A 25696-nucleotide genomic window follows, 5' to 3' on the forward strand; every position below is an offset into this window, starting at 1 on the left:
TTATGCAAAAAGCAGTCTTAATAACAGGATGTTCCAGCGGTATCGGGCTGGAAAGCGCACGCGAACTGAAGCGTCAGGGTTTTCGCGTGCTGGCGGCCTGCCGTAAACCGGACGATGTCGCCCGGATGGCAAGCGAAGGCTTTACCGGCATTTTGCTCGATCTTGACGACGCGCAAAGCGTGATACGCGCCGCCGCCGAAGTGATAGCACTGACCGACAATCGCCTGTACGGGATCTTCAATAACGCCGGATACGGTGTTTATGGCCCGCTCGATACCATCAGCCGCGAACAGCTGGAACAGCAGTTTTCCAGTAACTTTTTTGGCACCCACCAGCTCACCATGCTGCTGCTGCCAGCGATGTTGCCGCACGACGAGGGGCGCATTGTCATGACCTCCTCGGTGATGGGGCTGATCTCAACGCCAGGGCGCGGTGCTTATGCCGCCAGCAAGTATGCGCTGGAAGCCTGGTCGGACGCTTTGCGAATGGAGCTACGCCATACGGGGATCAAAGTGAGCCTGATTGAACCCGGCCCGATCCGCACGCGCTTTACCGACAACGTGAATCAAACACAAAGCGATAAACCGGTGGAAAACCCCGGCATCGCCGCACGTTTTACGCTGGGGCCGGAAGCGGTCGTCGCCAAAGTGCGCCATGCTTTTGAGAGCAGCAACCCGAAATTGCGCTACCCGGTAACGCTGGTGACATGGGCGGTGACCTTTTTAAAACGCCTGCTGCCGACGCGTATGATGGATAAAATTTTGCACGGGTGAGTTGAAGGCGCGAAGCCTGTCCCCCATGTATGACGAAACAGTGAAATAAAGAGAACTTAGTATGTCTGCACAGAATATTGTCAATATTACCGAAATGAACCTGCAACAGGTGCTTGAGCAATCCGTTGCCACGCCGGTGCTGTTCTATTTCTGGTCCGAACGCAGCCAGCACTGTCAGCAACTGACGCCAGTGCTGGAGAACCTCGCCACCCAGTACAACGGGCAATTTATCCTGGCGAAAGTCGATTGCGACGCAGAGCAGATGGTGGCATCGCAGTTTGGCTTACGCGCCATTCCTACTGTTTACCTGTTCCAGAATGGCCAGCCGGTTGACGGTTTCCAGGGACCACAGCCGGAAGAAGCGATTCGCGCGCTGCTGGATAAAGTGCTGCCGCGCGAAGAGGAACTGAAAGCGCAGCAGGCCATGCAACTAATGCAGGAAGGCAAGCACATCGACGCCCTGCCGCTGCTAAAAGAGGCCAGCCAACTGGCGCCGCAAAACAGCGAAATCACTCTGCTGCTGGCGGAAACGCTGATTGTGTTGAACCGCGCGGATGAAGCCGAAGCGGCACTGAAAGCGGTTCCGTTACAGGATCAAGATACCCGTTATCAGGGGCTTATCGCGCAGATCGAACTGCTGAAAAAAGCCGCAGATACGCCGGAGATCCAGCAGTTGCAACAGCAAGTTGCAGATAACCCGCAGGATGCGCTGCTGGCTACACAACTGGCGCTGCAACTGCACCAGGTGGGCCGCAATGAAGAAGCGCTGGAACTGCTGTTTAGCCATCTGCGCAAAGATCTGGCGGCGGCAAACGGTGAAGCACGCAAAATGCTGCAAGAGATCCTCGCCGCGCTCGGCACCGGCGACGCGCTGGCATCGAAATACCGCCGCCAGCTTTACTCCCTGCTCTATTAATTTCCCTGCTAAATTTGGCGATCGCGCTGTTTTCATCGCTAATTCGGGCTAAGATGGCATCAAATTAAACAGGAGGTTTTTTTGATGCCAATCGTCATTCTGGTTCTTATCTTCGTCGCGCTGGTGGTGGTTATCTCCGGTGTGAAAATCGTCCCGCAAGGCTTCCAGTGGACCGTGGAACGCTTTGGTCGTTTCACCCGCACGCTGCAACCGGGTTTAAGCCTGGTGGTGCCATTTATGGATCGTATTGGTCGTAAGATCAATATGATGGAACAGGTTCTCGATATCCCCTCCCAGGAAGTTATTTCCAAAGACAACGCCAATGTCACCATTGACGCCGTGTGCTTTATTCAGGTCATCGACGCGCCACGTGCCGCCTATGAGGTAAGCAATCTGGAACTGGCGATAATCAACCTGACCATGACCAATATCCGTACCGTGCTCGGCTCAATGGAGCTGGACGAAATGCTCTCACAACGTGACAGCATCAACACCCGTCTGTTGCATATTGTGGATGAAGCCACCAATCCGTGGGGCGTGAAAGTCACCCGTATTGAAATTCGCGATGTGCGCCCACCGGCGGAATTGATCGCCTCAATGAATGCGCAGATGAAAGCGGAACGTACCAAACGCGCTTACATCCTTGAAGCCGAAGGGATCCGCCAGGCGGAGATCCTCAAAGCCGAAGGGGAAAAACAGTCGCAGATCCTGAAAGCGGAAGGCGATCGCCAGTCGGCGTTCCTGCAGGCGGAAGCTCGTGAACGTTCGGCAGAAGCCGAAGCCCGCGCCACACAAATGGTGTCTGAAGCGATTGCCGCCGGGGATATTCAGGCGGTGAATTACTTCGTCGCGCAGAAATATACCGATGCGCTGCAACAAATTGGTTCGGCGAACAACAGCAAAGTAGTCATGATGCCGCTGGATGCCAGCAGCCTGATGGGCTCGATCGCCGGGATCGCTGAACTGGTGAAAGACAGCGCCGGCGAGCGTAAAAAATGATTGCCGCACTGCTGCTCGAACATACACACCTCGCCTGGCTGGTGCTCGGCGGTCTGTTGCTGGCTGCGGAAATGCTGGGCGGTAACGGCTATCTGTTGTGGAGCGGCGTCGCGGCGGTGGTCACCGGGCTGCTGGCGTGGGTTATTCCTTTCGGCTGGGAGTGGCAAGGTGTGCTGTTCGCCGTGCTGACCATGCTGGCCGCCTGGCTGTGGTGGCAATGGCTTTCGCGGCGGGTCAAACAGCAAAAACCCGCCGATGCGTCGCTGAACCTGCGTGGGCAACAGCTCATCGGCCGCCGCTTCCAGCTTGATAACGCACTGGTGAATGGTCGGGGCCATATGCGCGTGGGCGACAGTTCATGGCCGGTCAGTGCCGACGACGATCTCGCTGCCGGAACGCGCGTTGAGGTAACGGCCGTTGAAGGCATCACCTTACGCATCAAAGCCGTAAACGCATAACAATAACGCAAGGATTCAGGGAATGATAAAACGCCGTCGCCTCGCGCTTGGCTTGTGTCTCTCCTTTACCGCCAGCGCACCCGCGCTGGCGTCGTCTGATATCGATAGCTGCACATGGGGGAGCACGGGATGTTTCATCGCCAGCCCGCCGGTACTGGGCATTGATACCGATACCCGCGATAACCTGCTGCGCCTGGTAGATGAGCAAAAAGGATTTTTGCCGCTGCGCCAGCCCGTACCGCAAGATTTCACGCGCAGCCGAAGCTTCTATTTCGGTATTCATCACGATGACACTACCGCCCCGGCGGCAACGGCGGAACCCGTATCTAGTGATGACACCCTGCGTCAGCAAATGAAAGCGCTGGGCATCAAACCTGATGATCAAATTCCTCCGGCGCTGTTGCGCCTGATAGCCGAAGGTGACGCGACGCAGACAGCAACTGGCGAAGGGTTTGAATCCGATGAGATGGAAAACCGTTTTGTATCGCGCAATAACGAGACACTTTCTGGCTTTTTCGCGGCCCTGCTGGACGAAACGGCGTTGACGCCGGAACAGCGCCTGGCGCTGGCGAAAGCGCGGACGGCGGCGGACGGTCGCGGTGAAGTCATCATTGATTCGCTTAGCTTCCCGGAAGGTTCAGTTGCTCTTGGTTTCCGTACCTATTTACACGGCGCTAACGCTTTCTATGCCGGTGATTATGAGGCTGCAGCGCAGGATTTTACTTCGCTCGCCAGCAACCCGCAGCCGTGGCTTGCCGAAACAGCCAGCTATATGTTGATGCGCACCGCGCTCAACGCCAGTAGCGCTAATGCCAACGGTGAATATGGCGATTTTGACGTTACAAAAGTGGACAAAGCCCAGGCGCAGAAAGCGCGGGATGCAGCGCTTCATTACCTGAAAAGCTGGCCGCAGGGTCGCTACGCAGAATCGGCGCAGGGGATGTTGCGCCGCATCAACTGGTATTTGCAGGACTGGAACGCGCTGGCGACGCTCTTTGAGCAGGCGTTGTCACAGACGGCCAGTGGTGATGCGTTAATTGCGCTGGTGAATGAAAGCGACAACAAACTTCTCGAATGGGGCGGTGATGATTTTATCAGCACGCCGGATGCCTCGCTGATGACCTTTATCCTGACACTGCGCCGCCTGCGCGATAACCAATGCGATGAAAAGCATCCCTGTATCGATCAAGCCTGGCTCGACAGTATCAAAGCCGATTTCGACAAAAATAAACACAGTGAACTGTGGAATTACCTGCGTCTGAAGCTGGCTTTCAGCAAACAGGATTACGCCACCGTGCGCAGCGCTATCATCCCGGCGCAAACGCTGCCGCCGCGCAATATCCTCGCCTTTAGCGAGCAAGTGCTGTACGGCGAAGCGCTGATGGCGCAAAAGCAGTTTCCGGAGGCCAAAGCGCACTGGCTACATCTTTTGGATCTGAGTAAAGATGTCGAACAGCAGCAGTTGCTGCAGGCCAAACTGGCGGCAACGCTGGTGGAAAGCGACGCGCTGGCGCAGATTTTTACGCCTGACAGCAAGGTCACGAATCTGCGTTACCGTTCCTTAGTGCTGAAAACCAAAGCGCCACGCGAGTTACTGCGCCAGCAGGCCAGCAACGGTCCGAATAATGAAGAGCGCACCATTGCAGTGCACACGCTGCTGACGCGCGATTTAACCGAAGGGCATTACGCCGACTGGTTACAAGACAAAAAACTGATCGCCGCGATCGCACCGCCGGTCACGGGCGAAGCGTTTGATGACGTCAACCTGAGCGCATTTGGCTGGAAAGGCACCGACAAAGAGAGCGTTTATTTCTGCGCTGCGCTGGAAAAAACGGTCACCACTCTGAGCCAGAAAGCGCAGGATGGCCATGCGCTGAACTGCCTGGGCGAGTTTTTCCGCATCACCCAAACCCGCGTTAACCGGGAAACCGACCAGTGGGGTAACGACGCGCTGGACGACGCAACAAAACTTAATGCTGCGCCCGGCGTCGCGCACCGTCTGGCCTGGTATCAGCAGGTTATTAACGACGCGAAAGCCGAGCCGGAAGATAAGAGTTACGCGCTGTATCGCGCCGTAATGTGTTATGCCCCCTCCGGCTATAACGATTGCGGCGGCGAAGACGTCGATAAATCCGTGCGTAAAGCATGGTTCCAGCAACTGAAAAGCCGTTATCCGGGAAGCGTATGGGCCAAAGAGCTCAAATATTACTGGTAATGGCGTTGGCAGGTGCGCTGCTTTTCCCTGCGGCGTTATCCGCTCAGGAGAAGGCAGCGTACTGGTTATGGTCTGGCGTGCGACCCACGCAAACGCTGCGTGATGCCGATATTGTCTACCTGCATCAGGGCGATGTCGTCACCATTGCCGGTCAAACTGTGTTTGAGCGTAAAGGGTTACCGGTCAACCAGCTTATGTTTCCGCGCATCTGGCTCACGGTACGTTTTACCACGCTGGACGTGTCGGATGCGCTGTTGTTACGTCTCACCCGGCTGTTAGCTCGCTGGCAAGCGGCGGGAAACCATGTTGTCGGGTTGCAGGTGGATTTCGATGCCGCCACCCACCGCCTTGGCGATTACGCGCTGTTTTTGCACCGTCTACGCCAGACGCTGCCAGCAGACTACGCGCTGGGCGTCACCGGATTGCTGGACTGGGCGAAAACCGGCAGTGTGCAAACCCTTAACGCGCTGCCGGTGGATGAACTGGTGGTGCAGAGCTATCAGGGACGCAGCACCGTAGCGAATTACACCGCCTACCTGCCCGCACTTCTAGCGTTGCGCATCCCGTTTAAACTGGGGCTGGTGCAGAACGGCGTGCGTGATATTAGCGAAGAGCAGCAACTCGCCGCCTCCCCGTGGTATCGCGGCACGGTAACATTTATGCTCAACCCTTCGCGTGGTGGCAGCAGCCCGAAAGGTTATCAATAATCGGGCAATCGGCGCTGTCGTCGCCGGGGCAGGAATCCGCCAGAGCCAGCAGTTGCACACGCATCTGTTGCAGTTCGCCGATATGCCGCTCGATCTCGGCCACTTTCTGCAACGTGCGCGCTTTGACATCTGCGCTATGCCGGGCCGGGTTATTAAATAGATTCACCAGCTCGCCGCACTCTTCAAGATTAAACCCCACCTGCCGCGCCTGGCGCAGCAACGTCAGCTCATTGAGGTGTTGTTGGTTGTAGCTGCGGTAGCCGTTTTCGCTGCGCAGCGGCGGTGTCACCAGCCCTTTCTCTTCATAGAAACGAATCGCTTTGCTGGTTAAACCGGTTCTTTTTGCCACATCGCTGATATTCACGTTTACCCCTTACTGCCAGAACCTGAGTTAATCACTATAAATGGCTGCTATGTAATAAAACAAATATATCCATATTGTTAATGGTTTTTTATTTACCCACCTTGCCGCTTCGCTATAACATGTGGCCGGATGTTTCTAAGAATGATAAATGATTTACACACAGGAGTGGTTATGAGTGATATGGCGTTTTGCCGTGGTTGCGGAAAGCAAATACATAAAGAAGCGGTGGCTTGCCCGCAGTGCGGCGCGCCTCAAAACACCGCCGGGAAGAAAAGCCGAATTTCTGCTGCGCTGTTCGCCTTCTTTTTAGGTGGATTTGGCGCGCATAAATTTTATTTAGGGAAACCATGGCAGGGGATCCTTTATCTTCTGTTTTGCTGGACCTTTATTCCGGCGATCATCTCTTTCATCGAATTTATTATTTATCTGTGCAACTCCGATCAGGAATTTGCCCGTAAATACGGTTGAGTTTTACCCCGCCGGTAATAAGCAAACCCCGCCCCGTGCGGGGTTTGTTGTTTATGGAATCACTGTCGCTTCTTTGTGATGATAAACCTTGACCTTCCCCTTGATGGAAGGTTTAAGCTTCTACACAGTCACTATTAAAGCACCACAACCAAGGAGATTAAGTATGTCTCATACCATAGCGCTAGACCTGGATGGCCTCTCCTGCGGCCATTGCGTAAAACGCGTCAAAGAGAGCCTGGAAAAACGCCCGGATGTTGAACAGGCTGAAGTCACCATTGAACGCGCGGAAGTCACCGGCAGCGCCAGCGCTGACGCGTTGATCGAAACCATCAAAGAAGCCGGATACGGTGCAAGCTTAAGCCACCCAAAGGCTAAACCGCTGGCAGAGTCATCACTCCCGTCGGAAGCACTGACAGCGGCCATACCTGAGCTTCCGGCAGCCAGCGAGCTTGATGACAGCCAACAACTGTTGATCAACGGCATGAGCTGCGCCAGTTGTGTCTCCCGGGTGCAAAAGGCCTTACAGGCCGTACCGGGCGTTACGCAGGCACGGGTCAATCTGGCGGAGCGCACCGCGCTGGTTATGGGCAGTGCCCCCGCCGCTGAATTAGTCAGCGCCGTAGAGAACGCAGGCTACGGCGCTGAAGCCATTGAAGATGACATCAAACGCCGCGAGCGCCAGCAGGAAACCGCGCTCGCCACCATGAAACGCTTCCGCTGGCAGGCGATTGTCGCGCTGCTGGTTGGCGTGCCGATCATGGTGTGGGGCATGCTCGGCGATAACATGATGGTCACCGACGCCAACCGCACGCTGTGGCTCGTGCTCGGTGTTGTCACGCTAGCGGTCATGATCGTAGCGGGTGGCCATTTTTATACCAGCGCCTGGAAAAGTCTGCGTAACGGTACGGCGACCATGGATACGCTGGTGGCGCTGGGGACAGGCGCGGCCTGGCTCTACTCCATGAGCGTCAATATCTGGCCACAGTGGTTCCCGATGGAAGCCCGGCATCTTTATTACGAAGCCAGCGCGATGATCATCGGTTTGATTAACCTCGGCCACATGCTGGAAGCCCGCGCGCGCCAGCGCTCGTCTAAAGCGCTTGAGCGGTTATTAGATTTAACCCCGCCCACCGCACGCGTGGTCACCGCTGACGGCGAGAAAAATGTACAGCTGGCGGACGTTCAGCCAGGTATGACGCTGCGCCTGACAACCGGCGATCGCGTGCCGGTTGACGGTGAAATCAGCCAGGGCGAAGCCTGGTTTGATGAAGCCATGCTTACCGGCGAACCGGTGCCACAGGAAAAAAGCACCGGTGAGAGCATTCATGCCGGGACAGTAGTACAGGACGGCAGCGTGCTGTTTACCGCCAGCGCCGTCGGCAGCCACACCACGCTGTCACGCATTATTCGCATGGTGCGTCAGGCACAAAGCAGTAAGCCGGAGATCGGCCAGCTTGCCGATCGTATTTCTGCCGTGTTTGTGCCGGTGGTGGTCGCTATCGCCTTGTTCAGCGGCGCTATCTGGTACGTCTTCGGCCCTGCGCCGCAAATTGTCTATACGCTGGTTATCGCCACCACGGTGCTGATCATCGCCTGCCCTTGTGCTCTGGGGCTGGCAACGCCGATGTCGATTATCTCCGGCGTCGGTCGCGCGGCGGAGTTTGGCGTGCTGGTTCGCGATGCCGATGCGCTGCAACGCGCCAGCACGCTCGATACCATCGTGTTTGATAAAACCGGCACCCTGACGCGCGGTAAACCTGAAGTGGTGAGTGTGAAAACGCTGGATTTCGACGAGGCGACGGCACTGCGTCTGGCGGCGGCACTGGAGCAAGGTTCCAGCCATCCGCTGGCGCGAGCGATTATTGAAAAAGCAGGCGCGGAAACGCTGCCGGTGGTCAGTCAGTTCCGCACACTGCGCGGGCTGGGCGTGAGCGGTGAGGTTGACGGGCACAGTGTGCTGCTTGGCAACCAGGCGCTGCTGGCTGAACAAAACGTGGATACCCGCGCGCTTGACGAAGAGCTTAACGCTCAGGCTAGTCTGGGCGCCACGCCGGTACTGCTGGCGGTCGACGGGCAAGCTGTGGCGCTGCTGGCAATCCGCGATCCGCTACGTGAAGACAGCATCGATGCGCTGCAACGTCTGCACCGCGAAGGCTACCGCCTGGTGATGCTGACCGGTGATAACCCCACCACCGCCAACGCCATCGCCAGAGAGGCCGGTATTGATGAGGTGATCGCCGGCGTACTGCCAGACGGCAAAGCCGAGGCGATCAAAAATCTGCAACAGCAAGGCCGCCAGGTGGCGATGGTCGGGGACGGGATTAACGACGCCCCCGCGCTGGCGCAGGCGGATGTGGGTATCGCGATGGGCGGTGGCAGCGATGTGGCAATTGAAACCGCGGCTATCACGCTGATGCGCCACAGTCTGCTGGGTGTGGCCGATGCACTGGCGATTTCGAAAGCGACACTGCGTAACATGAAACAGAACCTGCTCGGCGCGTTTGTCTACAATTCGCTGGGTATTCCGATTGCCGCAGGCATTCTCTGGCCGCTGACCGGTACATTGCTCAACCCAGTGGTCGCAGGAGCGGCAATGGCGCTCTCGTCCATTACCGTGGTCAGCAACGCCAACCGATTACTGCGCTTTAAGCCTCACAAGTAAATGCCAAACCCCGCTGCTTCTCCGGCGGGGTTTGCACCTTCTGGTCGTGCGCGCTAGCATGAGATTTTTCACTCAGGAAGCGCGTATGAGCCTGTTTCAACGATTAAAAACCTTTTTTCTTGCGCTTCGTGTGCCGCATTACCGGTGGCCAGCACTGGATGTGGATTTGCCCGGCGGTCGCCATCTGCATCTGGTGGGCAGTATTCACATGGGCACCTACGGCATGTCGCCGCTCCCGGCACAACTGCTGCAAAAACTGCGCGATGCCGACGCGCTTATCGTGGAAGCGGATATCGCCGGGTCGGATTCACCCTTCGACAATCTGCCAGCGGCCGAACCGCTTGAACAGCGCCTTCCCCCGGAACTTCTTGCCCAGCTCGATAACAAGCTGCAAACCCTGTCGCTTCACAGAGATGAATTCGACCCGCGGCCCGCCTGGCATATCGCGCTGGTGTTGCAGGCCACGCAGGCACAGCGGCTGGGGCTACGCCCGGAATACGGCATCGACTACCAGTTGTTGCAGGCGGCGCAGCAATATCAGGTGAAAGTGATGGAACTGGAAGGTACCAGCAGCCAGCTGGATATCCTGCGCAAGTTGCCGGACGAAGGAAATGAACTGTTGCAGGATACCCTGACCCACTGGCATGAAAATGCACGTTTATTACAGGTGATGATGAGCTGGTGGCTGGAAAATCCGCCCGCAGAAGATGAACTGACGCTGCCGTCCACCTTCAGCCAGCCGCTGCATGATGTGTTGATGCACCAGCGCAACCAGGCGTGGTGCGAGCGTTTATTTGCGCTGCCGCCAGGGAATTATGTAGTGGCAGCAGGCGCCTTGCATCTGTATGGCGAAGGGAATTTACCGGCGCTGCTGCGCGAAAGAGCGGCACAATAGCGCAAGATGGTACTATTTTCGCGCACGCGACCAGGCGTATGCTAAGCGCCGTGAGATGACCGTGGTAAGAAGGATTATTATGACACCCGCCGTGAAGTTGCTCGAAAAAAACAAGGTTCCCTTTCAGGTGCACACTTACGATCACGATCCCAATGAAACCAACTTTGGTGATGAAGTGGTGCGCAAGCTGGGGCTGAACGCCGACCAGGTCTATAAAACGCTGCTGGTGGCGATCAACGGCGATATGAAACATCTTGCCGTTGCGGTAACGCCGGTTGCCGGGCAGTTAGATCTGAAAAAAGTCGCCAAAGCGCTTGGCGCGAAAAAAGTCGATATGGCCGATCCGCTGGTCGCCCAGCGCACTACAGGCTATCTGGTGGGCGGCATCAGCCCGTTGGGGCAGAAAAAACGTCTGCCGACGCTAATTGATGCCCCCGCGCAAGGCTTCGCTTCCATTTATGTTTCCGGCGGTAAACGCGGGCTGGATATTGAACTGGCGGCGAGCGATCTGGCAAAAATGCTGGATGCGAAATTTGCCGATATCGCCCGCCGCGATTGACGGATGAGGAGCTGGTTACTGCCAGCTCACCTCCCCTTTAGGTTCGTAAGCATTCACATCCAGCGGTGAGTTTTTCTGGATGTACTCTTTCAGCACTTCAGCGTCAATAAAACCGGTATTCACATAGCCTGCTTTATCATCCAGACGCGGATAGCCATCCCCGCCGGTGGCGTTAAAACTGAGCGTTGCCAGACGGTAGCTTTTCGCCGGATCGACCGGTTCCCCTTTGATTTTCAGATCATTTAGCTTGCCGCCTTTTGCCACAAAACTGACGTTGGCAAACTGCGGATACGCGCCGGAATCCGGCTTCATCTGCGCCACCGCGGTGAGGTAATCCGTTAGCTCTTTACCGGTCAGATTCACATACACCACCGTATTGCCGAACGGTTGCACTTTCAGCACGTCTTTGTAAGTGATGTCACCCGCCTCGATAGAGTCACGCACACCGCCGCCACTCATCACCGCCAGATCCGCGCCGGTACGCGCCATTTGCGCGGCGAGGATCACATGTGCGAGGTTGGTCTGCACAAAGCGTACTTTGCTGCGATCGCCTTCCAGATGACCATTCGCGTTACCGATTTTCACCTCTAACTGCGCTTTGCCTTTGTTCTGGAACGGCGTTAACAGGGAGAGCATCTGCGGGTTTTCGGCAATTTCCGGCGTGTAAAGTACGCGCTCACTTTTGCCGTTGTCATAGGTGACTTTCTTCTTCAGGTTGACCGGAATCAACTGGTAACGTACCAGTTTCATCTCGCCATTACGGAACTGGAAATCCGCGCGGCCGACATATTTGCCCCACTCATGCGCCTGCACAATCCAGATGCCGTTTTGCTGATCCGGCGCACACGGAGTTCCAGGAACGTAATCGACCTGTTTTTTATTTTCAGATGCCATGCAGACCGGATCTTGTGAGTGACCACCCACAATCATTGCCAGCGCGCCTTTTGGCAGGCTGCGCGCCATCTCGACATCGCCCGGCGCATTCGAGCCGTGCTCGCCGTTGTCGTAATGGCCCATGTGCGTTGTCGCCAGAATAACATCCGGTTTTTCGTTTTGATTCAGCTCAGAAATCACCAGCTTCGCTTCGTCGGCCGGTTTGCGGAATTCGATATCGGTGAAAAATTCCGGGTTGCCGATTTTCGCCGTGTCGTCGGTGGTTAACCCAATAACGGCAATTTTCAGCCCTTGACGATTAAACATCATCCACGGCTTAAACAGGCGCTCGCCGGTACTTTTCTGGTAAATGTTGGCGGAAAGGAACGGGAACTTGGCCCATTTTTCCTGCTGGCGCAGTACGCTAAGCGGGTTGTCGAACTCATGGTTGCCCACGGCCATCGCATCGTAGCCAATCAGGTTCATGCCACGAAAATCGGGTTCAGCGTCCTGTAAATCCGATTCCGGTACCCCGGTGTTGATATCGCCGCCGGAAAGCAGCAGCACACTGCCGCCTTCGGCCGCTACCTCTTTGCGAATGCCATCAACCAGCGTTTTCTGCGCCGATAAACCATACTCGCCGTAATCACTGCGCCAGAAATGACCGTGGTGATCGTTGGTATGCAGGATGGTTATGTTATAGGTCTTATCCTGCTCGTAAGCCTGTACCTGCCAGCTGGCAACGCCCATCGCCGCCAGCAGCCCCAGCGTAATGCTCTTCTTTAACAATCTCATGCTTCCCTCCCTGACCCATTGATAAACTGAGAAATTACAGCGCCTGCAAATAATAGACAAATATGTATTCAGAATCGCAACTTCCTTCAAACTTTCAGCAAAGGTATGGTAATCAGAGAATCATTACCGTGCTTTATCCTTAACCGCTTCTGACAACATACGTGGTATTTATGGCAATCAGTGAAACGTCGCAGACATCACCTGCTGCGCACACCTCGTTCGGTATCCTTGGCGCTATCAGCCTCTCGCATCTGCTTAACGATATGATTCAGTCCCTGCTGCTGGCGATTTACCCGCTACTGCAGGCCGATTTTTCCCTGTCGTTTGTGCAGATTGGCTTTATCACGCTGACCTTCCAGGTCGCCTCCTCGCTGCTCCAGCCGGTGGTTGGTTATTTAACCGATAAACACCCGATGCCGTGGTCCCTGCCCATCGGTATGTGTTTCACCTTAAGCGGTCTGGTGCTGCTGGCACTGGCGGGGAGTTTTACCACCGTGCTGATTGCTGCCGCGCTGGTAGGAACGGGGTCATCGGTTTTCCACCCGGAATCGTCGCGCGTGGCGCGTATGGCGTCCGGCGGACGTCACGGACTGGCGCAATCCATCTTTCAGGTCGGCGGCAACTTTGGTGCCTCGCTTGGGCCATTGCTGGCGGCGGTGATCATTGCGCCTTACGGCAAAGGCAATGTTGCCTGGTTTGTGCTGGCTGCCCTGCTGGCAATTATTGTGCTGATGCAGGTAAGCCGCTGGTACGCCGCTCAGCATCGCGTCAATAAAGGTAAAAAACCCGTTTCAGTGATCAATCCGCTGCCACGCAACAAAGTGGTACTGGCGGTTTGCGTGCTACTGATCCTGATTTTCTCGAAATACTTCTATATGGCGAGCATTAGCAGCTATTTCACCTTTTATTTAATGCAAAAGTTTGATTTATCGGTGCAAAACGCCCAGATGCATCTGTTTATCTTCCTGTTCGCGGTCGCTGCAGGTACGGTCATTGGCGGGCCACTGGGCGATAAGATTGGCAGAAAATATGTGATTTGGGGCTCTATCCTCGGCGTCGCGCCGTTTACCCTGCTTTTGCCCTACGCCACGCTCTTCTGGACCGGGATTTTGACGGTGATTATTGGTTTCGTACTCGCCTCCGCCTTTTCAGCCATTCTGGTCTATGCGCAGGAGCTGTTACCCGGTCGTATCGGCATGGTTTCCGGGCTGTTTTTTGGCTTTGCCTTCGGGATGGGCGGCCTTGGCGCAGCAGTGTTAGGGCTGGTTGCCGATCATACCAGCATCGAATTGGTCTATAAAATATGTGCTTTCCTGCCATTACTCGGGATTCTGACCATATTCTTGCCTGATAACCGCCCGCAACACTGATTTCCTCACGGCCAAAGTCATACTTTGGCCGCTGCTTTCTCTTGTCTGCCTGCGCCTGGCGCATGATTTCTGTTACGGATACCCCGCTGACTATCTTTTTTCAGTTAAATTGCTGTTTTCTTCATAATTCAACAATTATTCATAAACATACTGGCGAAAATTGTCATAAACTGTAACGCAGTTGTCGGTTTTTAACCGCGGGATCCACGCATCAACGAAAGGAGACGGAATGCATCACGCCACACCGCTTATCACCACCATTGTCGGCGGCCTTGTGCTCGCTTTTATCCTCGGCATGCTTGCCAATAAACTGCGTATTTCGCCACTGGTGGGCTACCTGTTAGCGGGTGTATTGTCCGGGCCGTTTACACCGGGTTTTGTCGCCGATACCCAACTCGCACCTGAGCTTGCGGAGCTGGGCGTGATTTTGCTGATGTTCGGTGTTGGGCTGCATTTCTCTTTGAAGGATCTGATGGCGGTAAAGTCCATCGCCATTCCCGGTGCGATCGCGCAGATTGCTGTTGCGACGCTACTGGGTATGGCGCTTTCCGCAATGCTGGATTGGTCACTGATGACCGGCATCGTCTTTGGGCTTTGCCTCTCCACCGCCAGTACCGTGGTGCTGCTGCGCGCGCTTGAGGAGCGGCAGCTTATCGACAGCCAGCGTGGGCAAATCGCCATCGGCTGGCTGATTGTGGAAGATCTGGTGATGGTGTTAACGCTGGTGTTGCTGCCTGCCGTCGCCGGAATGGTGGAAAAAGGCAATGTCGGGCTGGCATCGCTGGCGGTGGATATGGGCATCACCATCGGTAAAGTGGTGGCCTTTATCGCCATCATGATGCTGGTTGGCCGCCGTCTGGTGCCGTGGATCATGGCGCGCAGCGCGGCGACCGGCTCACGCGAGCTGTTTACGCTCTCCGTGCTGGCGCTGGCGCTCGGTATCGCCTTCGGTGCAGTCGAGCTGTTTGATGTTTCGTTCGCGCTGGGCGCGTTCTTTGCCGGGATGGTGCTGAACGAATCCGAACTGAGCCACCGTGCAGCGCACGATACGCTGCCGCTACGCGACGCGTTTGCGGTACTGTTCTTTGTCTCCGTCGGTATGCTGTTTGATCCGCTGGTGCTCATCGAGCAACCGCTGGCGGTGCTCGCTACGCTGGCGATCATCATCTTTGGTAAATCCGTTGCCGCATTCCTGCTGGTGCGCATGTTTGGCCACTCGCCGCGCACCGCGCTGACCATTGCCGCAAGCCTTGCGCAGATCGGTGAGTTCGCCTTTATTCTTGCGGGCCTCGGTATGTCGCTGAACCTGCTGCCGCAGGCCGGGCAAAATCTGGTGCTGGCGGGCGCGATTCTGTCGATTATGCTCAACCCGGTGCTGTTTACCCTGCTGGAAAAATACCTCGATAAAACCGAGACGCTGGAAGAGCAAACACTGGAAGAGGCCATCGAAGAAGAGAAACAGATCCCGGTGGATATCTGTAACCACGCGCTGCTGGTAGGTTTTGGCCGCGTTGGCAGCCTGCTGGGTGAAAAACTGATGGCGCAGGGCATTCCGCTGGTGGTGATTGAAACGTCACGTACTCGCGTGGATGAACTGCGTGAGCGCGGTATACGTGTGGTGCTGGGCAATGCGGCGAACGAAGAGATCATGAACCTGGCACATCTCGATTGCGCCCGCTGGTTGTTACTCACTATTCCGAACGGTTACGAAGCCGGGGAGATTGTCGCCACCGCGCGTGAAAAGTGCCCGAATATTGAAATTATCGCCCGCGCGCACTACGACGATGAAGTGGATTACATCACCGAACGTGGCGCGAACCAGGTGGTTATGGGCGAGCGTGAAATCGCCAACACTATGCTGACATTGCTGGAAAAACCGCCGGTCGAAGAAGCCGTAACAGGTTAGTAAAAAACCACCTGCATAGCAGGTGGCATTGATAGCGCCCCATAGGGGCGTACTAAGTCCAGACTCTGAGAGCCTTCCCTTCACACCTCTTTTAGTGGAAGTTGGCTCTCTTCAACTTCATGCTTTTCCTGGTACTTCACGTACTTTCTTATCATTTCTTCGTTTATACCTACGGTATCCACGCAGTAACCCCGTGCCCAGAAGTGATTGCCCCACAACTTATTCTTCCGTAGATAAGGAAATTTACTGAACAATCGAAGGGCTGTTTTACCCTTTAAGTGACCTATTACATGGGAAATTGAAAGCCGTGGTGGCACTTTTACCAGCAAATGAACATGATCTATCTGGACATTCAGCTCCACCACTTCTATCCCGAGCTGTTCACTTGAGATCCTTATCTGTTTATAGACCTCTTTGCCAACATTGTTCCTCAGGATGCGAAATCGGTACTTGGGTGTCCAAACGATATGATATTGACAACACCAGAGCACATGAGATGCTCTCTGGAATCTACTCATGGTTAAATCCTTATCAGTTATGGGGATAACGGATTCGGATTTTCCCATGAGTAGCATTATTGGCAGAGCCAACTTGTTGCTGACCACCTCCATAGGAGGTGGTGTTCATGCAAGGATAAATAAGGCCGGAGTGCTTACGCGGCTCCGGCCTTGTTTCATCTTCTTGTCTGCCCGGCTTCGTCGGGCAATCATCTTAACGTTCCCAGTACGCCTCTTCGAGGCTGTCTTCGCGTTCCGGCAGACCGCGCGTTAAACGCGGCGAGTGCTGGTTCAGCACCTGGTAACTGACACGGTTGGCATATTTGCACACCTGCGCCAGCGAAGAGTACGTCAGCCAGTTGAATTTATGCTTGCTGGAGTTCGGCACGTTGGTGCGGTGATAGTTGTTGGCGGTGATGTCATGCAGCAACGCCGCCAGCGCGCCATCACCCGCGCCGTTGGTATTCATAATTTTTTCCGGCCCGCCCATGTACGGCGCAATATGCGAGTAAATACGCAGCGGATGTTCACAATCTTTGTGGCGCAGCGCACGACTGAACTCGTACTGGTTGAATTCGGCAATCGCCCCCGGCAGCAACGGATGCTGCGTTTTGCGCTTCGCTTCCTCTTCGGTGAAACCGGCCATATACAAACCAATTGGGCCTGCGGTACACAGTACGAGATCAACCCAATCCAGCGCTTTATCGGCCGCCAGCAGCGGATCGCTTTCGCCGGTCAGCGCGTAGCCTTCCTCTTCATTCATCGCCAGAATCGAGACGTTCTCTTTGAGGAAATCGCGCCACCACTGCGGGTTATCGGCAATCACATATTTGGTGCCCAGCGTCAGCACCACCGGCACGTTGTGTTTTTTGGCGTAGGTCACCGCCTGCATGGTGGCTTCCGGCATCGGTTCGCCGGGATTACAGCGTACCAGATAAGAGGAGAGCACCAGCGCGGACGCCCCGGCGATCACCGCTTCCGGGATGCTCTCCGGGCGCAACTGGTTCATATGGCCAGGGCTGATAGCAAAGGTGCGCTCGCCGCTGTCGCTAATCAGCGTGAAACAGCGGCCAATCGCGCCATCCACCCCTTGCAGGTAGTTGAGATCGGTGCGGCTGGAGGTATTACACAGATAGCGGTAGGCATAGCTACCGATTTTCACGTTGTCGCACATGACGCCAAGCAGCACCGAGCGGTCATCCGCCAGCACCGAGTAGTTATGCATAGTGTTGCCAATGGTGCCACCCGCAAACTGGTGTGTGATCAGGTCGTTACTGACCAGTTCCTGGTAGAGCGCTTCCGCGACATCATCGGCGATCACCAGCGAATGACCCGCACTGAGGCCGTAACGGGTAATAAACGCATCGTCCACTTTCGCCTCGATATCCACCAGCGTCTGGTCGATACCGACCACCCAACATGTACCAGATTCGCTCTCGGGCTGAATTTGCTGTAACAGCGGGTCGCGGGCATTAACGGGGAAATAGTGTTTGGATTTACGTTTACCGGGAAATTTCATGATTGTAATAAGCGCTATACATTCGGGCTGGGAATGTTAACACACTCTCAGCCCGCCCTGCGATCAGCGATATTTAGCGGTCAGATTGACCATCATCTCGATATGTTCAGGAGAATCATTAAGCGCCGGAATGTACTCATATTTTTCGCCACCGGCCTCAAGGAAGAATTCGCGGTTTTGCACGGCTATCTCTTCCAGCGTTTCCAGGCAGTCGGCTGCAAAGCCCGGTGACATCACCTGAATATGCTTCACACCTTTCTCGCCGAGCATCTTCAGCGTTTCATCGGTGTATGGCGTCAACCACGGCTCGCGGCCAAAGCGTGACTGGAACGTCATCATCACTTTTTCCGGCGGTAAGTCGAGCGCGGACACCAGCTCGCGCGTCGTATCGCGGCAGCGCTGCGGGTAATCATCCCCTTCTGCAGCATAACGCTGCGGAATGCCGTGGTAAGAAAGCAGCAGCAAATCCGGCTCGCCATGCTGCGCAAACGAGGCACGCACGCTGTTGGCGAGCGCTGCGATGTAATCCGCGTTGTCGGCGTAGTCGCGAATAAAAGAGACGCCCGGAATATGGCGTTTTTTCGCCAGGATGCGCGCCAGCTCGTCCCACACTGCCGCAACGGTGGAACAGGAGTATTGCGGGTAGAGCGACAGCACCACAATATGCTCGACCTCTTGTGCCAGCAGTTCATCGACCGCGCTTTCCAGCGACGGCGAGCCGTAACTCATGCCAAGCACCACCGGCACGTCCGGCAAACGCGCCGCCAGCGCTCGCTGCTGCCTGCGGCTGTAAACCATTAACGGCGAGCCCTCTTCCATCCACACAGATTGATAGAGTTTGGCGACGCGGGGAGAACGAATGGGCAGGATCACACCGCGAAGTAGCGGCCACCACAATAAACGCGGCGTATCGACCACGCGTCTGTCACTCAAGAATTGCCGCAGATAGCGTTTCACCGCTTCGGGGGTCGGGGCATCGGGAGTGCCCAGATTGGCAAGCAGGATGCCGGTTTTCGCCTGACTCATTCACGCCTCTTAACCTTTTGAATGGTTAGTAATTGTAGCGTAAAAGCGGTTAAACGAAACCCATTGCTGCGATAGGTAAGATGAGAAAAATTCTCACCCGGAGAGTCCGGGTGAGCGGGCGCGATTAGCCGAGGATGTTTTCCAGCTCTGCGCGTACATCAGCAACGGCTTTGGTGCCGTCAACTTTCGCGTATTGGGTGTTACCCACCTGCGCTTCTTTCTGGTAGTAGCCGATCAGCGGCGCGGTCATCTGATGGTATTCCACCAGGCGTTTACGCACGGTCTCTTCCTGATCGTCTTTACGCGTGGTCAGCTCTTCGCCGGTCACGTCGTCTTTGCCTTCCACTTTCGGCGGATTGAATTTGATGTGGTAAACGCGACCGGAAGCAGTGTGAACGCGGCGGCCGATAATGCGATCGACGATCAGCTCATCCGGCACGTCGAACTCAAGTACGAAATCAACCTTGATACCGGCTTCTTTCATCGCGTCCGCTTGCGGAATAGTGCGCGGAAAACCGTCCAGCAGGAAACCGTTGCGGCAATCTTCCTGGGCAATACGCTCTTTCACCAGCGCAATTACCAGCTCGTCAGTGACCAGCTTGCCCGCGTCCATGATGTCTTTTGCCTGTTTGCCCAGTTCGCTGCCAGATTTAACAGCGGCGCGCAGCATGTCACCGGTAGAGATTTGCGGAATACCGTATTTCTCCATGATGAACTGAGCCTGAGTTCCTTTACCCGCGCCCGGAGCGCCAAGCAGAATAATACGCATTGCGAAAATCCCCTCAAATGTTGGTTCAATTTTTCAAAAAGCGCTAAAAGATAACACCAGAACGACCGGCGCTCAAGGAAGCGGGATCGGCTGAAACGGTTAATGATACGTTTTCTTAAGGTGTGTGAGAGTCAGAGAGGAAAGTGCCCGGTAACATTGCCAAGCCGGGAATGCGGGGATACAGAGATAAAAACTGGCTTAAAGCTGAAAACTTTCCAGCCCCTCAGCCTAGCTGGGGTTTTCTATGGACAAAAAAGGGAGGCCTGAGGCCTCCCTAATTGATCGATGATGTCTGCTTATGACACCAGCAACTGGTTCATCCGGCGAATAAACTGGTTTGGATCTTCCAGCGTACCGCGTTCGGCGAACAGCGCCTGATCCAGCAGTAACTCGACCCATTCGTTAAACTGGGTTTCGTCTTGTGTATCAGCCGCGCGTTTCACCAGGGCGTGATCCGGGTTGAGCTCGAAAATGTATTTCACTTCTGGCGCATTCTGACCCGCAGCAGCAAACAGTTTCGCCATCTGGGTGCTCATTTCGTCAGCATCGGTCACGACAACGGCTGGCGTATCGGTCAGACGATGGGTCAGACGGACTTCTTTCACGCGCTCACCGAGCAGTGTTTTAACGCGCTCAACGAACGGCTCCAGCGCTTTTTCAGCTTCTTTTGTGCTTTCATCCACTTCGTCTGCCAGTTTATCCAGCGAAGCGTCGGCTTTGGCAACTGACTGGAACGGCTTGCCGTCGAACTCGGTCAGGTAGCTCATCATCCACTCGTCGATGCGATCGGAAAGCAGCAGCACTTCAATGCCTTTCTTACGCAGCAGCTCCAGATGCGGGCTGCTCTTCGCCGCGGCGTAGCTGTCGGCAGTGATGAAATAGATTTTTTCCTGCCCTTCTTTCATGCGCGACACATACTCTTCCAGCGACACAGTTTGTGCGGAAGAGTCGTTGTGCGTGGAGGCAAAGCGCAGCAATTTGGCGATGGTTTCCAGGTTCGCGTGATCTTCGCCCGCGCCCTCTTTCAGCACCAGGCCAAACTGTTGCCAGAAGGTCTGGTATTTTTCCGCGTCATCTTTCGCCAGTTTTTCCAGCATTTGCAGCACGCGTTTGGTCAGCGCGGTACGCAGGCTGCGCGTGACGCTGCTGTCCTGCAGGATTTCACGCGAAACGTTGAGCGGCAGGTCGTTAGAATCCACCAGGCCGCGCACAAAGCGCAGATAGTTCGGCATGAACTGTTCGGCTTCATCCATGATAAACACGCGTTGAACGTAGAGTTTCAGGCCGTGTTTATGATCGCGGTTCCACATATCCCACGGGGCCTGCGACGGAATGTAAAGCAGGCTGGTGTACTCCTGTTTACCTTCCACACGGTTGTGGCTCCAGATCAGCGGATCGGTAAAGTCGTGGGAGATATGTTTGTAGAACTCGTTGTATTCGTCGTCTTTGATTTCTGCTTTGTTACGCGTCCACAGCGCCTGCGCTTTGTTGATTTTCTCCCAGGAAACCACGGTTTCGCCGTCTTTCTCTTCCTGTTTTTCGATCTCTACCGGCAGGGCGATATGGTCGGAATACTTGCTGATGATTGAGCGAACGCGCCAGTCGTTGAGGAAATCGTCTTCCCCTTCACGCAAGTGCAGCGTGATTTCGGTGCCGCGATCGGCTTTGGTGATATCGGCAACGGTGTATTCACCCGCGCCTTCGGATTCCCAGAACACGCCGTTTTCAGCGCTTTCACCCGCCGCGCGGGTGCGCACGGTCACTTTATCGGCAACGATAAATGCCGAATAGAAACCGACGCCGAACTGGCCAATCAGTTGGCTGTCTTTTGCCTGATCGGAACCCATTGATTCCAGAAACGCCTTGGTGCCCGATTTTGCAATCGTCCCCAGGTGGTCGATCACTTCATCACGCGTCATACCAATGCCGTTATCGGCAATGGTCAGCGTACGGTTCTCTTTATCAAAGGAGACGCGCACGTGCAAATCGCCATCGCCTTCGTACAGTTCCGGTTTGGACAGCGCGCGAAAACGCAGTTTGTCCGCCGCATCCGAGGCGTTGGAGATAAGCTCACGCAGGAAGATTTCTTTGTTCGAATAAAGAGAATGGATCATCAAGTGCAGAAGCTGTTTCACTTCAGACTGAAAACCGCGAGTTTCTTGTCCTTTCATTGGGAAAACCTCAACAATGCCATTTACAAGGTAAAAATGCGTTGAGGGAGAAGTGGGGATATTGGCGGGAAATTTCAAGCGGAGGCAAAAATTTCTGCCTCCGTTTGGTTAAAAACGAATCTTGTGGCGGCCAGCCAGCGAGTGCGACAGCGTCGTCCCGTCAACCATTTCCAGTTCGCCGCCCACCGGCACGCCGTGGGCGATACGGCTGGCTTCCACACCATACTGCGCGCAAAGCTCAGCAATATAGTTAGCGGTCGCTTCGCCTTCCACCGTCGGATTGGTGGCGAGGATCAGTTCCTGGATTTTCTCGGACGCCAGACGCTGTTCCAGCCGGTCAAGGCCAATGTCGTCCGGGCCGATGCCGTCGAGCGGTGACAGATGCCCCATCAGCACAAAGTAACGACCGGAAAACTGCCCGGTCTGCTCAATGGCGTAGATATCTGCCGGGCTTTCCACCACACAGATTTGACCGTTTTCCTGGCGTCGCGGGTTGCTGCAAATATTGCAGACTTCCTGCTCTGTGAACGTGCGGCAATCGGCGCAGTGGCCGATTTCCGACATCGCCCGAGTGAGCGCCTGTGCCAGCCGCATGCCGCCGCTGCGATCGCGCTGCAACAGCGTAAACGCCATACGCTGCGCCGACTTCGGGCCAACGCCCGGCAGGCAGCGCAGTGCTTCCATAAGCTGCGTTAACAGCGGGCTGGTCTGCATCAGAACGGCATCTTAAAGCCTGGCGGCAGAGACATACCGGAAGAGACGGAAGCCATTTTCTCTTTCTGCGTTTCGTCAATGCGGCGAGCAGCATCGTTAAAAGCAGCGGCAACCAGATCTTCCAGCATCTCTTTGTCGTCTTCCAGCAGGCTCGGATCGATCTCCACGCGGCGGCAGTTATGTGCGCCGTTGATGGTCACTTTCACCAGACCCGCGCCCGATTCGCCGGTCACTTCCAGCTGCGCGATCTCTTCCTGCACTTTCTGCATTTTTTCTTGCATCTGCTGGGCCTGCTTCATCAGGTTACCCAGACCGCCTTTTCCAAACATAGGCTTCTCTCTTTAGCTGTGGTGACTGACCAGAGTGATAAGTCACATTCAGGGTTGAAAACGGGTAGCCGCAGCTGCCCGTCAAAGGGGGCGGATACTCTCTTCGTCCAGATCCGCATCGAAAAAGCGTTGCAGCGTCTGGATGTTGTTATCCGCAATGATCGACTCGCGCGCCTGCGCAAGTTTTTCCTCATAGATTGCCTGGCGCCACTCCAGCGGCGTACGCACTGCCGGATTATCATCTTCAATGATAGTCAGTTCAACCGCCGCGCTGTGTAATTCACTCAGCGCCTCGCCCAGCGTTTTCAACGCGCCCTGCGAGTTTAGATGGCGCTGGGAGCTACGCAAATGCAGGCATATTCGTTCGCCGTCCTGCTCTTTCCAGGCGTTCAGCGCAACCTGCTCGACCAGTTTCGGCAATTTAAGCTGGCTGACTTCTTTCGCCCAGGCGTCGCGTTCTATCGCTTCTTCCGCCAGTTTTTTCGCCAGCTCTGGCGTTTTTTCATGCTCAAGCGCTTTTTTCAACGCTTTTGGTGTGGCAACAACTTCTTTTACCGTTTCCACGACTGTTGTCGCTTTCCAGCGGTAGGCTTCTTTTTTGGCCGGAGCCTGTTCGAGCGCCGACGGAGCCGGACGCGATTGTACACGCTCGGTCACCGAAGCCAGTCGTTCCAGCGCGGCGTTACTCACCGGCCGCGCGCGGGTTGCGGCTGCCGGTTCACTCTTTTTTGCTTTGTCTGCTCCCTGGGCACGTTGCAGTTGTCTGCGCGCTGCCAGCACCTGGCTGGTTGCGTCGGGCATCGGCGCATCTTGCGGCGGCGGCATCTGCGAAGGCATTTGCGGTGCGGCAACAACCTGCTGCGGCGAGACCACCGCCGTGGGTGCCACGGGAGCAAAAGATTGTTGTGGAGCTTCCGGCGCGGCCAGCGGCATACGCGGGTGGAAAGCCAGCGCGCGCAGCAGCGTCATCTCGACGCCCATACGCCTGTCCGGCGCAAACGGCAGTTCTTTGCGGCCAATCAGCAGCGTTTGGTAATAGAGCTGCACATCGGCTGGCGGCACCGTGCGAGCCAGTTCGCGCAGACGGTGTTCAACCGGTGCCATATCGCTGCCAAGCGCCGCAGGCGTAAGCTGAACCATCGCGATACGGTGCAATAACGTTTGCATTTCCAGTAGCAACGCATCCCACTCAACGCCGCGCGAGGCCGCATCGTTCACCAGCGACATTGCGCGTTCGCCATTGGCGGCGACGACCGCTTCAACCAGCGAAAGCGCCTGATCGTCATTCAGCGTGCCGAGCATTGAACTGACCACTTCGGCAGAAAGCTGACCATTGCCGCTGGCTATCGCCTGGTCGGTCAGACTCAACGCATCACGCAGGCTGCCGTCAGCGGCGCGCGCCAGCAGTTGCAGCGCGCGGGGCTCGTGCTCAATCTTCTCGTCATCGAGAATATGTTCGAGCTGATTACGGATCTGGTCGACATCCAGCGCTTTAAGATGAAACTGCAAGCAACGGGAGAGGATGGTCACCGGCAGTTTTTGCGGGTCGGTGGTCGCCAGCAGGAATTTGACATGCTCGGGCGGCTCTTCCAGCGTCTTTAACAGCGCGTTAAAGCTGTGACGCGAGAGCATATGCACTTCATCAATAAGATAAACTTTGAAACGTCCGCGCGCCGGTGCGTACTGTACGTTGTCCAGCAGATCGCGCGTGTCTTCCACTTTGGTGCGCGAGGCGGCGTCAATCTCTATTAAATCAACAAAGCGGCCCTGCTCGATTTCGCGGCAGTTATCACAGACGCCGCACGGCGTGGCGGTGATGCCGGTTTCGCAGTTAAGCCCCTTCGCCAACAAGCGGGCAATAGAGGTTTTTCCGACGCCACGGGTGCCAGAAAACAGATACGCATGATGGATGCGTCCTGAAGATAAGCCGTTCGCCAGTGCGGTCAGCACATGCTCCTGGCCGACGACGTCAGCAAAAGTTTGTGGTCGCCATTTTCGGGCTAAGACCTGATAACTCATTGGCAGGCTCTGAAACGCTGGAAGGTGGATTTACGAAGGGATAATGCTAACACAGCCATGCTGTGAATACACTCCATCCCTCAGGCGTGAGGAATGGAGGTAATTGGTGTAAACAGCGCGATTAATGGCCCGGGAACGGCACCAGGCTGTAGCTGGTAATGCCCTGTTTTTGCAGGCGCTGCTCGCCGCCGAGGTCGAACAAATTAATGATGAATGCGGCGTCGGTCACTTCTCCACCCAGACGGCGAATCAGTTTTACCGTCGCCTCAATGGTGCCGCCAGTTGCCAGCAGATCGTCCACCACCAGCACTTTATCGCCGGGCTGGATCGCATCAACGTGGATCTCTAACTGATCGGTGCCGTACTCCAGCTCATAGCTTTCGGCGATGGTTTCGCGCGGCAGTTTACGCGGTTTACGCACCGGTACAAAACCGACGCCCAGACCCAGTGCGACCGGCGCGCCAAACAGGAAGCCGCGCGCTTCGGTACCGACAACTTTGGTGATCCCGGCGTTTTTATAACGCTCAACCAGCAGTTCAATGCTGAGAGCGTACGCTTTCGGGTCTTCCAGCAAACTGGTGACATCACGGAACAGGATGCCCGGTTTCGGGTAATCCTGAATGCTTTTGATGCTGTTTTTAAGAAATTCAAGCTGCTGCGCAGTCGCTGTCATGGATTTTTTGCCTGATAGA

At 55.6% G+C, this 25696-nt stretch carries 23 protein-coding genes and 1 other annotated feature; of the genes, 12 read left to right on the plus strand and 11 right to left on the minus strand.

Annotated features, from left to right (window positions below):
- Positions 1-2 precede the first annotated feature (2 nt).
- From C813_RS40305 to C813_RS40330, 6 genes are all read left to right on the plus strand, one after another.
- The gene (locus tag C813_RS40305; protein WP_017455698.1) at positions 3-773 is read left to right on the plus strand and encodes an SDR family oxidoreductase; all 771 of its coding nucleotides are present in this window, start codon (positions 3-5) and stop codon (positions 771-773) included.
- 61 nt (positions 774-834) lie between these two features.
- On the plus strand, positions 835-1689 hold the full coding sequence (locus C813_RS40310; protein ID WP_017455697.1) for a co-chaperone YbbN: 855 nt from the start codon (positions 835-837) through the stop codon (positions 1687-1689).
- Between the two features lie 84 nt (positions 1690-1773).
- Entirely contained in the window at positions 1774-2688 is a 915-nt protein-coding gene (locus C813_RS40315; protein WP_017455696.1) for an SPFH domain-containing protein, read from the plus strand.
- The gene (locus tag C813_RS40320; RefSeq protein ID WP_017455695.1) at positions 2685-3146 is read left to right on the plus strand and encodes an NfeD family protein; all 462 of its coding nucleotides are present in this window, start codon (positions 2685-2687) and stop codon (positions 3144-3146) included. Before C813_RS40315 ends, C813_RS40320 begins: the two co-directional genes overlap by 4 nt.
- A gap of 22 nt (positions 3147-3168) precedes the next feature.
- Positions 3169-5361 carry a hypothetical protein gene (locus C813_RS40325; protein ID WP_017455694.1) on the plus strand — a complete coding sequence of 731 codons (2193 nt, stop codon included), beginning with the start codon at positions 3169-3171 and terminating at the stop codon, positions 5359-5361.
- Entirely contained in the window at positions 5331-6068 is a 738-nt protein-coding gene (locus tag C813_RS40330) for a DUF3142 domain-containing protein (RefSeq protein ID WP_025263709.1), read from the plus strand. Before C813_RS40325 ends, C813_RS40330 begins: the two co-directional genes overlap by 31 nt.
- Here the strand turns inward: C813_RS40330 and cueR are convergent.
- The gene (gene cueR, locus C813_RS40335; protein WP_017455692.1) at positions 6025-6432 is read right to left on the minus strand and encodes a Cu(I)-responsive transcriptional regulator; all 408 of its coding nucleotides are present in this window, start codon (positions 6430-6432) and stop codon (positions 6025-6027) included. The genes C813_RS40330 and cueR overlap by 44 nt on opposite strands.
- 171 nt (positions 6433-6603) lie before the next feature.
- On the opposite strand from cueR, the gene C813_RS40340 reads away from it, so the two are divergent.
- The 4 genes from C813_RS40340 to ybaK all read left to right on the plus strand — a co-directional run bounded on the left by C813_RS40340 (position 6604) and on the right by ybaK (position 11016).
- Positions 6604-6900 carry a TM2 domain-containing protein gene (locus tag C813_RS40340; RefSeq protein WP_017455691.1) on the plus strand — a complete coding sequence of 99 codons (297 nt, stop codon included), beginning with the start codon at positions 6604-6606 and terminating at the stop codon, positions 6898-6900.
- 163 nt (positions 6901-7063) lie between these two features.
- Positions 7064-9562 (plus strand): copper-exporting P-type ATPase CopA, encoded by a 2499-nt coding sequence (gene copA / locus C813_RS40345; protein ID WP_017455690.1) that lies wholly within the window; start codon positions 7064-7066, stop codon positions 9560-9562.
- An 85-nt stretch (positions 9563-9647) separates the two neighbouring features.
- Entirely contained in the window at positions 9648-10457 is an 810-nt protein-coding gene (locus C813_RS40350) for a TraB/GumN family protein (RefSeq protein WP_017455689.1), read from the plus strand.
- A 79-nt stretch (positions 10458-10536) separates the two neighbouring features.
- Positions 10537-11016 carry a Cys-tRNA(Pro)/Cys-tRNA(Cys) deacylase YbaK gene (gene ybaK, locus C813_RS40355; RefSeq protein ID WP_017455688.1) on the plus strand — a complete coding sequence of 160 codons (480 nt, stop codon included), beginning with the start codon at positions 10537-10539 and terminating at the stop codon, positions 11014-11016.
- 15 nt (positions 11017-11031) lie between these two features.
- On the opposite strand, the gene ushA is transcribed toward ybaK, so the two are convergent.
- A complete protein-coding gene (ushA, locus tag C813_RS40360) occupies positions 11032-12639 on the minus strand; it encodes a bifunctional UDP-sugar hydrolase/5'-nucleotidase UshA (RefSeq protein WP_407656255.1) in 1608 nt (535 codons plus the stop codon).
- A gap of 215 nt (positions 12640-12854) precedes the next feature.
- Between ushA and C813_RS40365 the strand changes: the two genes are divergently transcribed.
- On the plus strand, positions 12855-14054 hold the full coding sequence (locus C813_RS40365; RefSeq protein WP_017455686.1) for an MFS transporter: 1200 nt from the start codon (positions 12855-12857) through the stop codon (positions 14052-14054).
- A 229-nt stretch (positions 14055-14283) separates the two neighbouring features.
- Complete coding sequence (gene ybaL, locus C813_RS40370) at positions 14284-15960, plus strand: YbaL family putative K(+) efflux transporter (RefSeq protein ID WP_017455685.1); 1677 nt, start codon at positions 14284-14286, stop codon at positions 15958-15960.
- Positions 15961-16040: 80 nt separating this feature from the next.
- On the opposite strand, the gene tnpA is transcribed toward ybaL, so the two are convergent.
- From tnpA to apt, 9 genes are all read right to left on the minus strand, one after another.
- A complete protein-coding gene (gene tnpA, locus C813_RS40375; protein WP_025263572.1) occupies positions 16041-16478 on the minus strand; it encodes an IS200/IS605 family transposase in 438 nt (145 codons plus the stop codon).
- Positions 16479-16671: 193 nt separating this feature from the next.
- Positions 16672-17976: an inosine/guanosine kinase gene (locus C813_RS40380; protein WP_017460006.1), complete on the minus strand. Its 1305-nt coding sequence runs from the start codon at positions 17974-17976 to the stop codon at positions 16672-16674.
- 63 nt (positions 17977-18039) lie between these two features.
- A complete protein-coding gene (gene hemH, locus C813_RS40385; RefSeq protein WP_017460005.1) occupies positions 18040-19002 on the minus strand; it encodes a ferrochelatase in 963 nt (320 codons plus the stop codon).
- Between the two features lie 124 nt (positions 19003-19126).
- Positions 19127-19771 carry an adenylate kinase gene (adk, locus tag C813_RS40390; RefSeq protein ID WP_017460004.1) on the minus strand — a complete coding sequence of 215 codons (645 nt, stop codon included), beginning with the start codon at positions 19769-19771 and terminating at the stop codon, positions 19127-19129.
- A 296-nt stretch (positions 19772-20067) separates the two neighbouring features.
- On the minus strand, positions 20068-21942 hold the full coding sequence (gene htpG, locus C813_RS40395; protein WP_017460003.1) for a molecular chaperone HtpG: 1875 nt from the start codon (positions 21940-21942) through the stop codon (positions 20068-20070).
- A gap of 108 nt (positions 21943-22050) precedes the next feature.
- Positions 22051-22656, minus strand: coding sequence for a recombination mediator RecR (recR, locus tag C813_RS40400; RefSeq protein WP_017460002.1), 606 nt, complete (start codon positions 22654-22656; stop codon positions 22051-22053).
- Positions 22656-22985, minus strand: a complete 330-nt coding sequence (locus C813_RS40405) for a YbaB/EbfC family nucleoid-associated protein (RefSeq protein ID WP_017460001.1) — start codon at positions 22983-22985, stop codon at positions 22656-22658. Before C813_RS40405 ends, recR begins: the two co-directional genes overlap by 1 nt.
- 81 nt (positions 22986-23066) lie before the next feature.
- The gene (gene dnaX, locus C813_RS40410) at positions 23067-25004 is read right to left on the minus strand and encodes a DNA polymerase III subunit gamma/tau (RefSeq protein WP_017460000.1); all 1938 of its coding nucleotides are present in this window, start codon (positions 25002-25004) and stop codon (positions 23067-23069) included.
- Positions 23670-23734: a sequence feature (DnaX frameshifting element), on the minus strand. (Overlaps the previous gene by 65 nt.)
- A gap of 121 nt (positions 25005-25125) precedes the next feature.
- Positions 25126-25677, minus strand: coding sequence for an adenine phosphoribosyltransferase (gene apt, locus C813_RS40415; protein ID WP_017459999.1), 552 nt, complete (start codon positions 25675-25677; stop codon positions 25126-25128).
- Positions 25678-25696: the final 19 nt, after the last annotated feature.

It is taken from the genome of Kosakonia sacchari SP1 (assembly GCF_000300455.3).
Lineage (GTDB): Bacteria > Pseudomonadota > Gammaproteobacteria > Enterobacterales > Enterobacteriaceae > Kosakonia > Kosakonia sacchari.

Bases quoted from the DNA above. Each gene is read 5' to 3' on its own strand.
- C813_RS40405 (WP_017460001.1), bottom strand. From the start codon at position 22,985: ATGTTTGGAAAAGGCGGTCTGGGTAACCTGATGAAGCAGGCCCAGCAG.
- C813_RS40310 (WP_017455697.1), top strand. From the start codon at position 835: ATGTCTGCACAGAATATTGTCAATATTACCGAAATGAACCTGCAACAG.
- C813_RS40320 (WP_017455695.1), top strand. From the start codon at position 2,685: ATGATTGCCGCACTGCTGCTCGAACATACACACCTCGCCTGGCTGGTG.
- ybaK (WP_017455688.1), top strand. From the start codon at position 10,537: ATGACACCCGCCGTGAAGTTGCTCGAAAAAAACAAGGTTCCCTTTCAG.
- recR (WP_017460002.1), bottom strand. From the start codon at position 22,656: ATGCAGACCAGCCCGCTGTTAACGCAGCTTATGGAAGCACTGCGCTGC.
- copA (WP_017455690.1), top strand. From the start codon at position 7,064: ATGTCTCATACCATAGCGCTAGACCTGGATGGCCTCTCCTGCGGCCAT.
- C813_RS40330 (WP_025263709.1), top strand. From the start codon at position 5,331: ATGGGCCAAAGAGCTCAAATATTACTGGTAATGGCGTTGGCAGGTGCG.
- C813_RS40340 (WP_017455691.1), top strand. From the start codon at position 6,604: ATGAGTGATATGGCGTTTTGCCGTGGTTGCGGAAAGCAAATACATAAA.
- apt (WP_017459999.1), bottom strand. From the start codon at position 25,677: ATGACAGCGACTGCGCAGCAGCTTGAATTTCTTAAAAACAGCATCAAA.
- ushA (WP_407656255.1), bottom strand. From the start codon at position 12,639: ATGGGCGTTGCCAGCTGGCAGGTACAGGCTTACGAGCAGGATAAGACC.
- C813_RS40315 (WP_017455696.1), top strand. From the start codon at position 1,774: ATGCCAATCGTCATTCTGGTTCTTATCTTCGTCGCGCTGGTGGTGGTT.
- ybaL (WP_017455685.1), top strand. From the start codon at position 14,284: ATGCATCACGCCACACCGCTTATCACCACCATTGTCGGCGGCCTTGTG.
- C813_RS40365 (WP_017455686.1), top strand. From the start codon at position 12,855: ATGGCAATCAGTGAAACGTCGCAGACATCACCTGCTGCGCACACCTCG.
- hemH (WP_017460005.1), bottom strand. From the start codon at position 19,002: ATGAGTCAGGCGAAAACCGGCATCCTGCTTGCCAATCTGGGCACTCCC.
- tnpA (WP_025263572.1), bottom strand. From the start codon at position 16,478: ATGAGTAGATTCCAGAGAGCATCTCATGTGCTCTGGTGTTGTCAATAT.
- C813_RS40305 (WP_017455698.1), top strand. From the start codon at position 3: ATGCAAAAAGCAGTCTTAATAACAGGATGTTCCAGCGGTATCGGGCTG.
- htpG (WP_017460003.1), bottom strand. From the start codon at position 21,942: ATGAAAGGACAAGAAACTCGCGGTTTTCAGTCTGAAGTGAAACAGCTT.
- C813_RS40325 (WP_017455694.1), top strand. From the start codon at position 3,169: ATGATAAAACGCCGTCGCCTCGCGCTTGGCTTGTGTCTCTCCTTTACC.
- adk (WP_017460004.1), bottom strand. From the start codon at position 19,771: ATGCGTATTATTCTGCTTGGCGCTCCGGGCGCGGGTAAAGGAACTCAG.
- dnaX (WP_017460000.1), bottom strand. From the start codon at position 25,004: ATGAGTTATCAGGTCTTAGCCCGAAAATGGCGACCACAAACTTTTGCT.
- C813_RS40350 (WP_017455689.1), top strand. From the start codon at position 9,648: ATGAGCCTGTTTCAACGATTAAAAACCTTTTTTCTTGCGCTTCGTGTG.
- C813_RS40380 (WP_017460006.1), bottom strand. From the start codon at position 17,976: ATGAAATTTCCCGGTAAACGTAAATCCAAACACTATTTCCCCGTTAAT.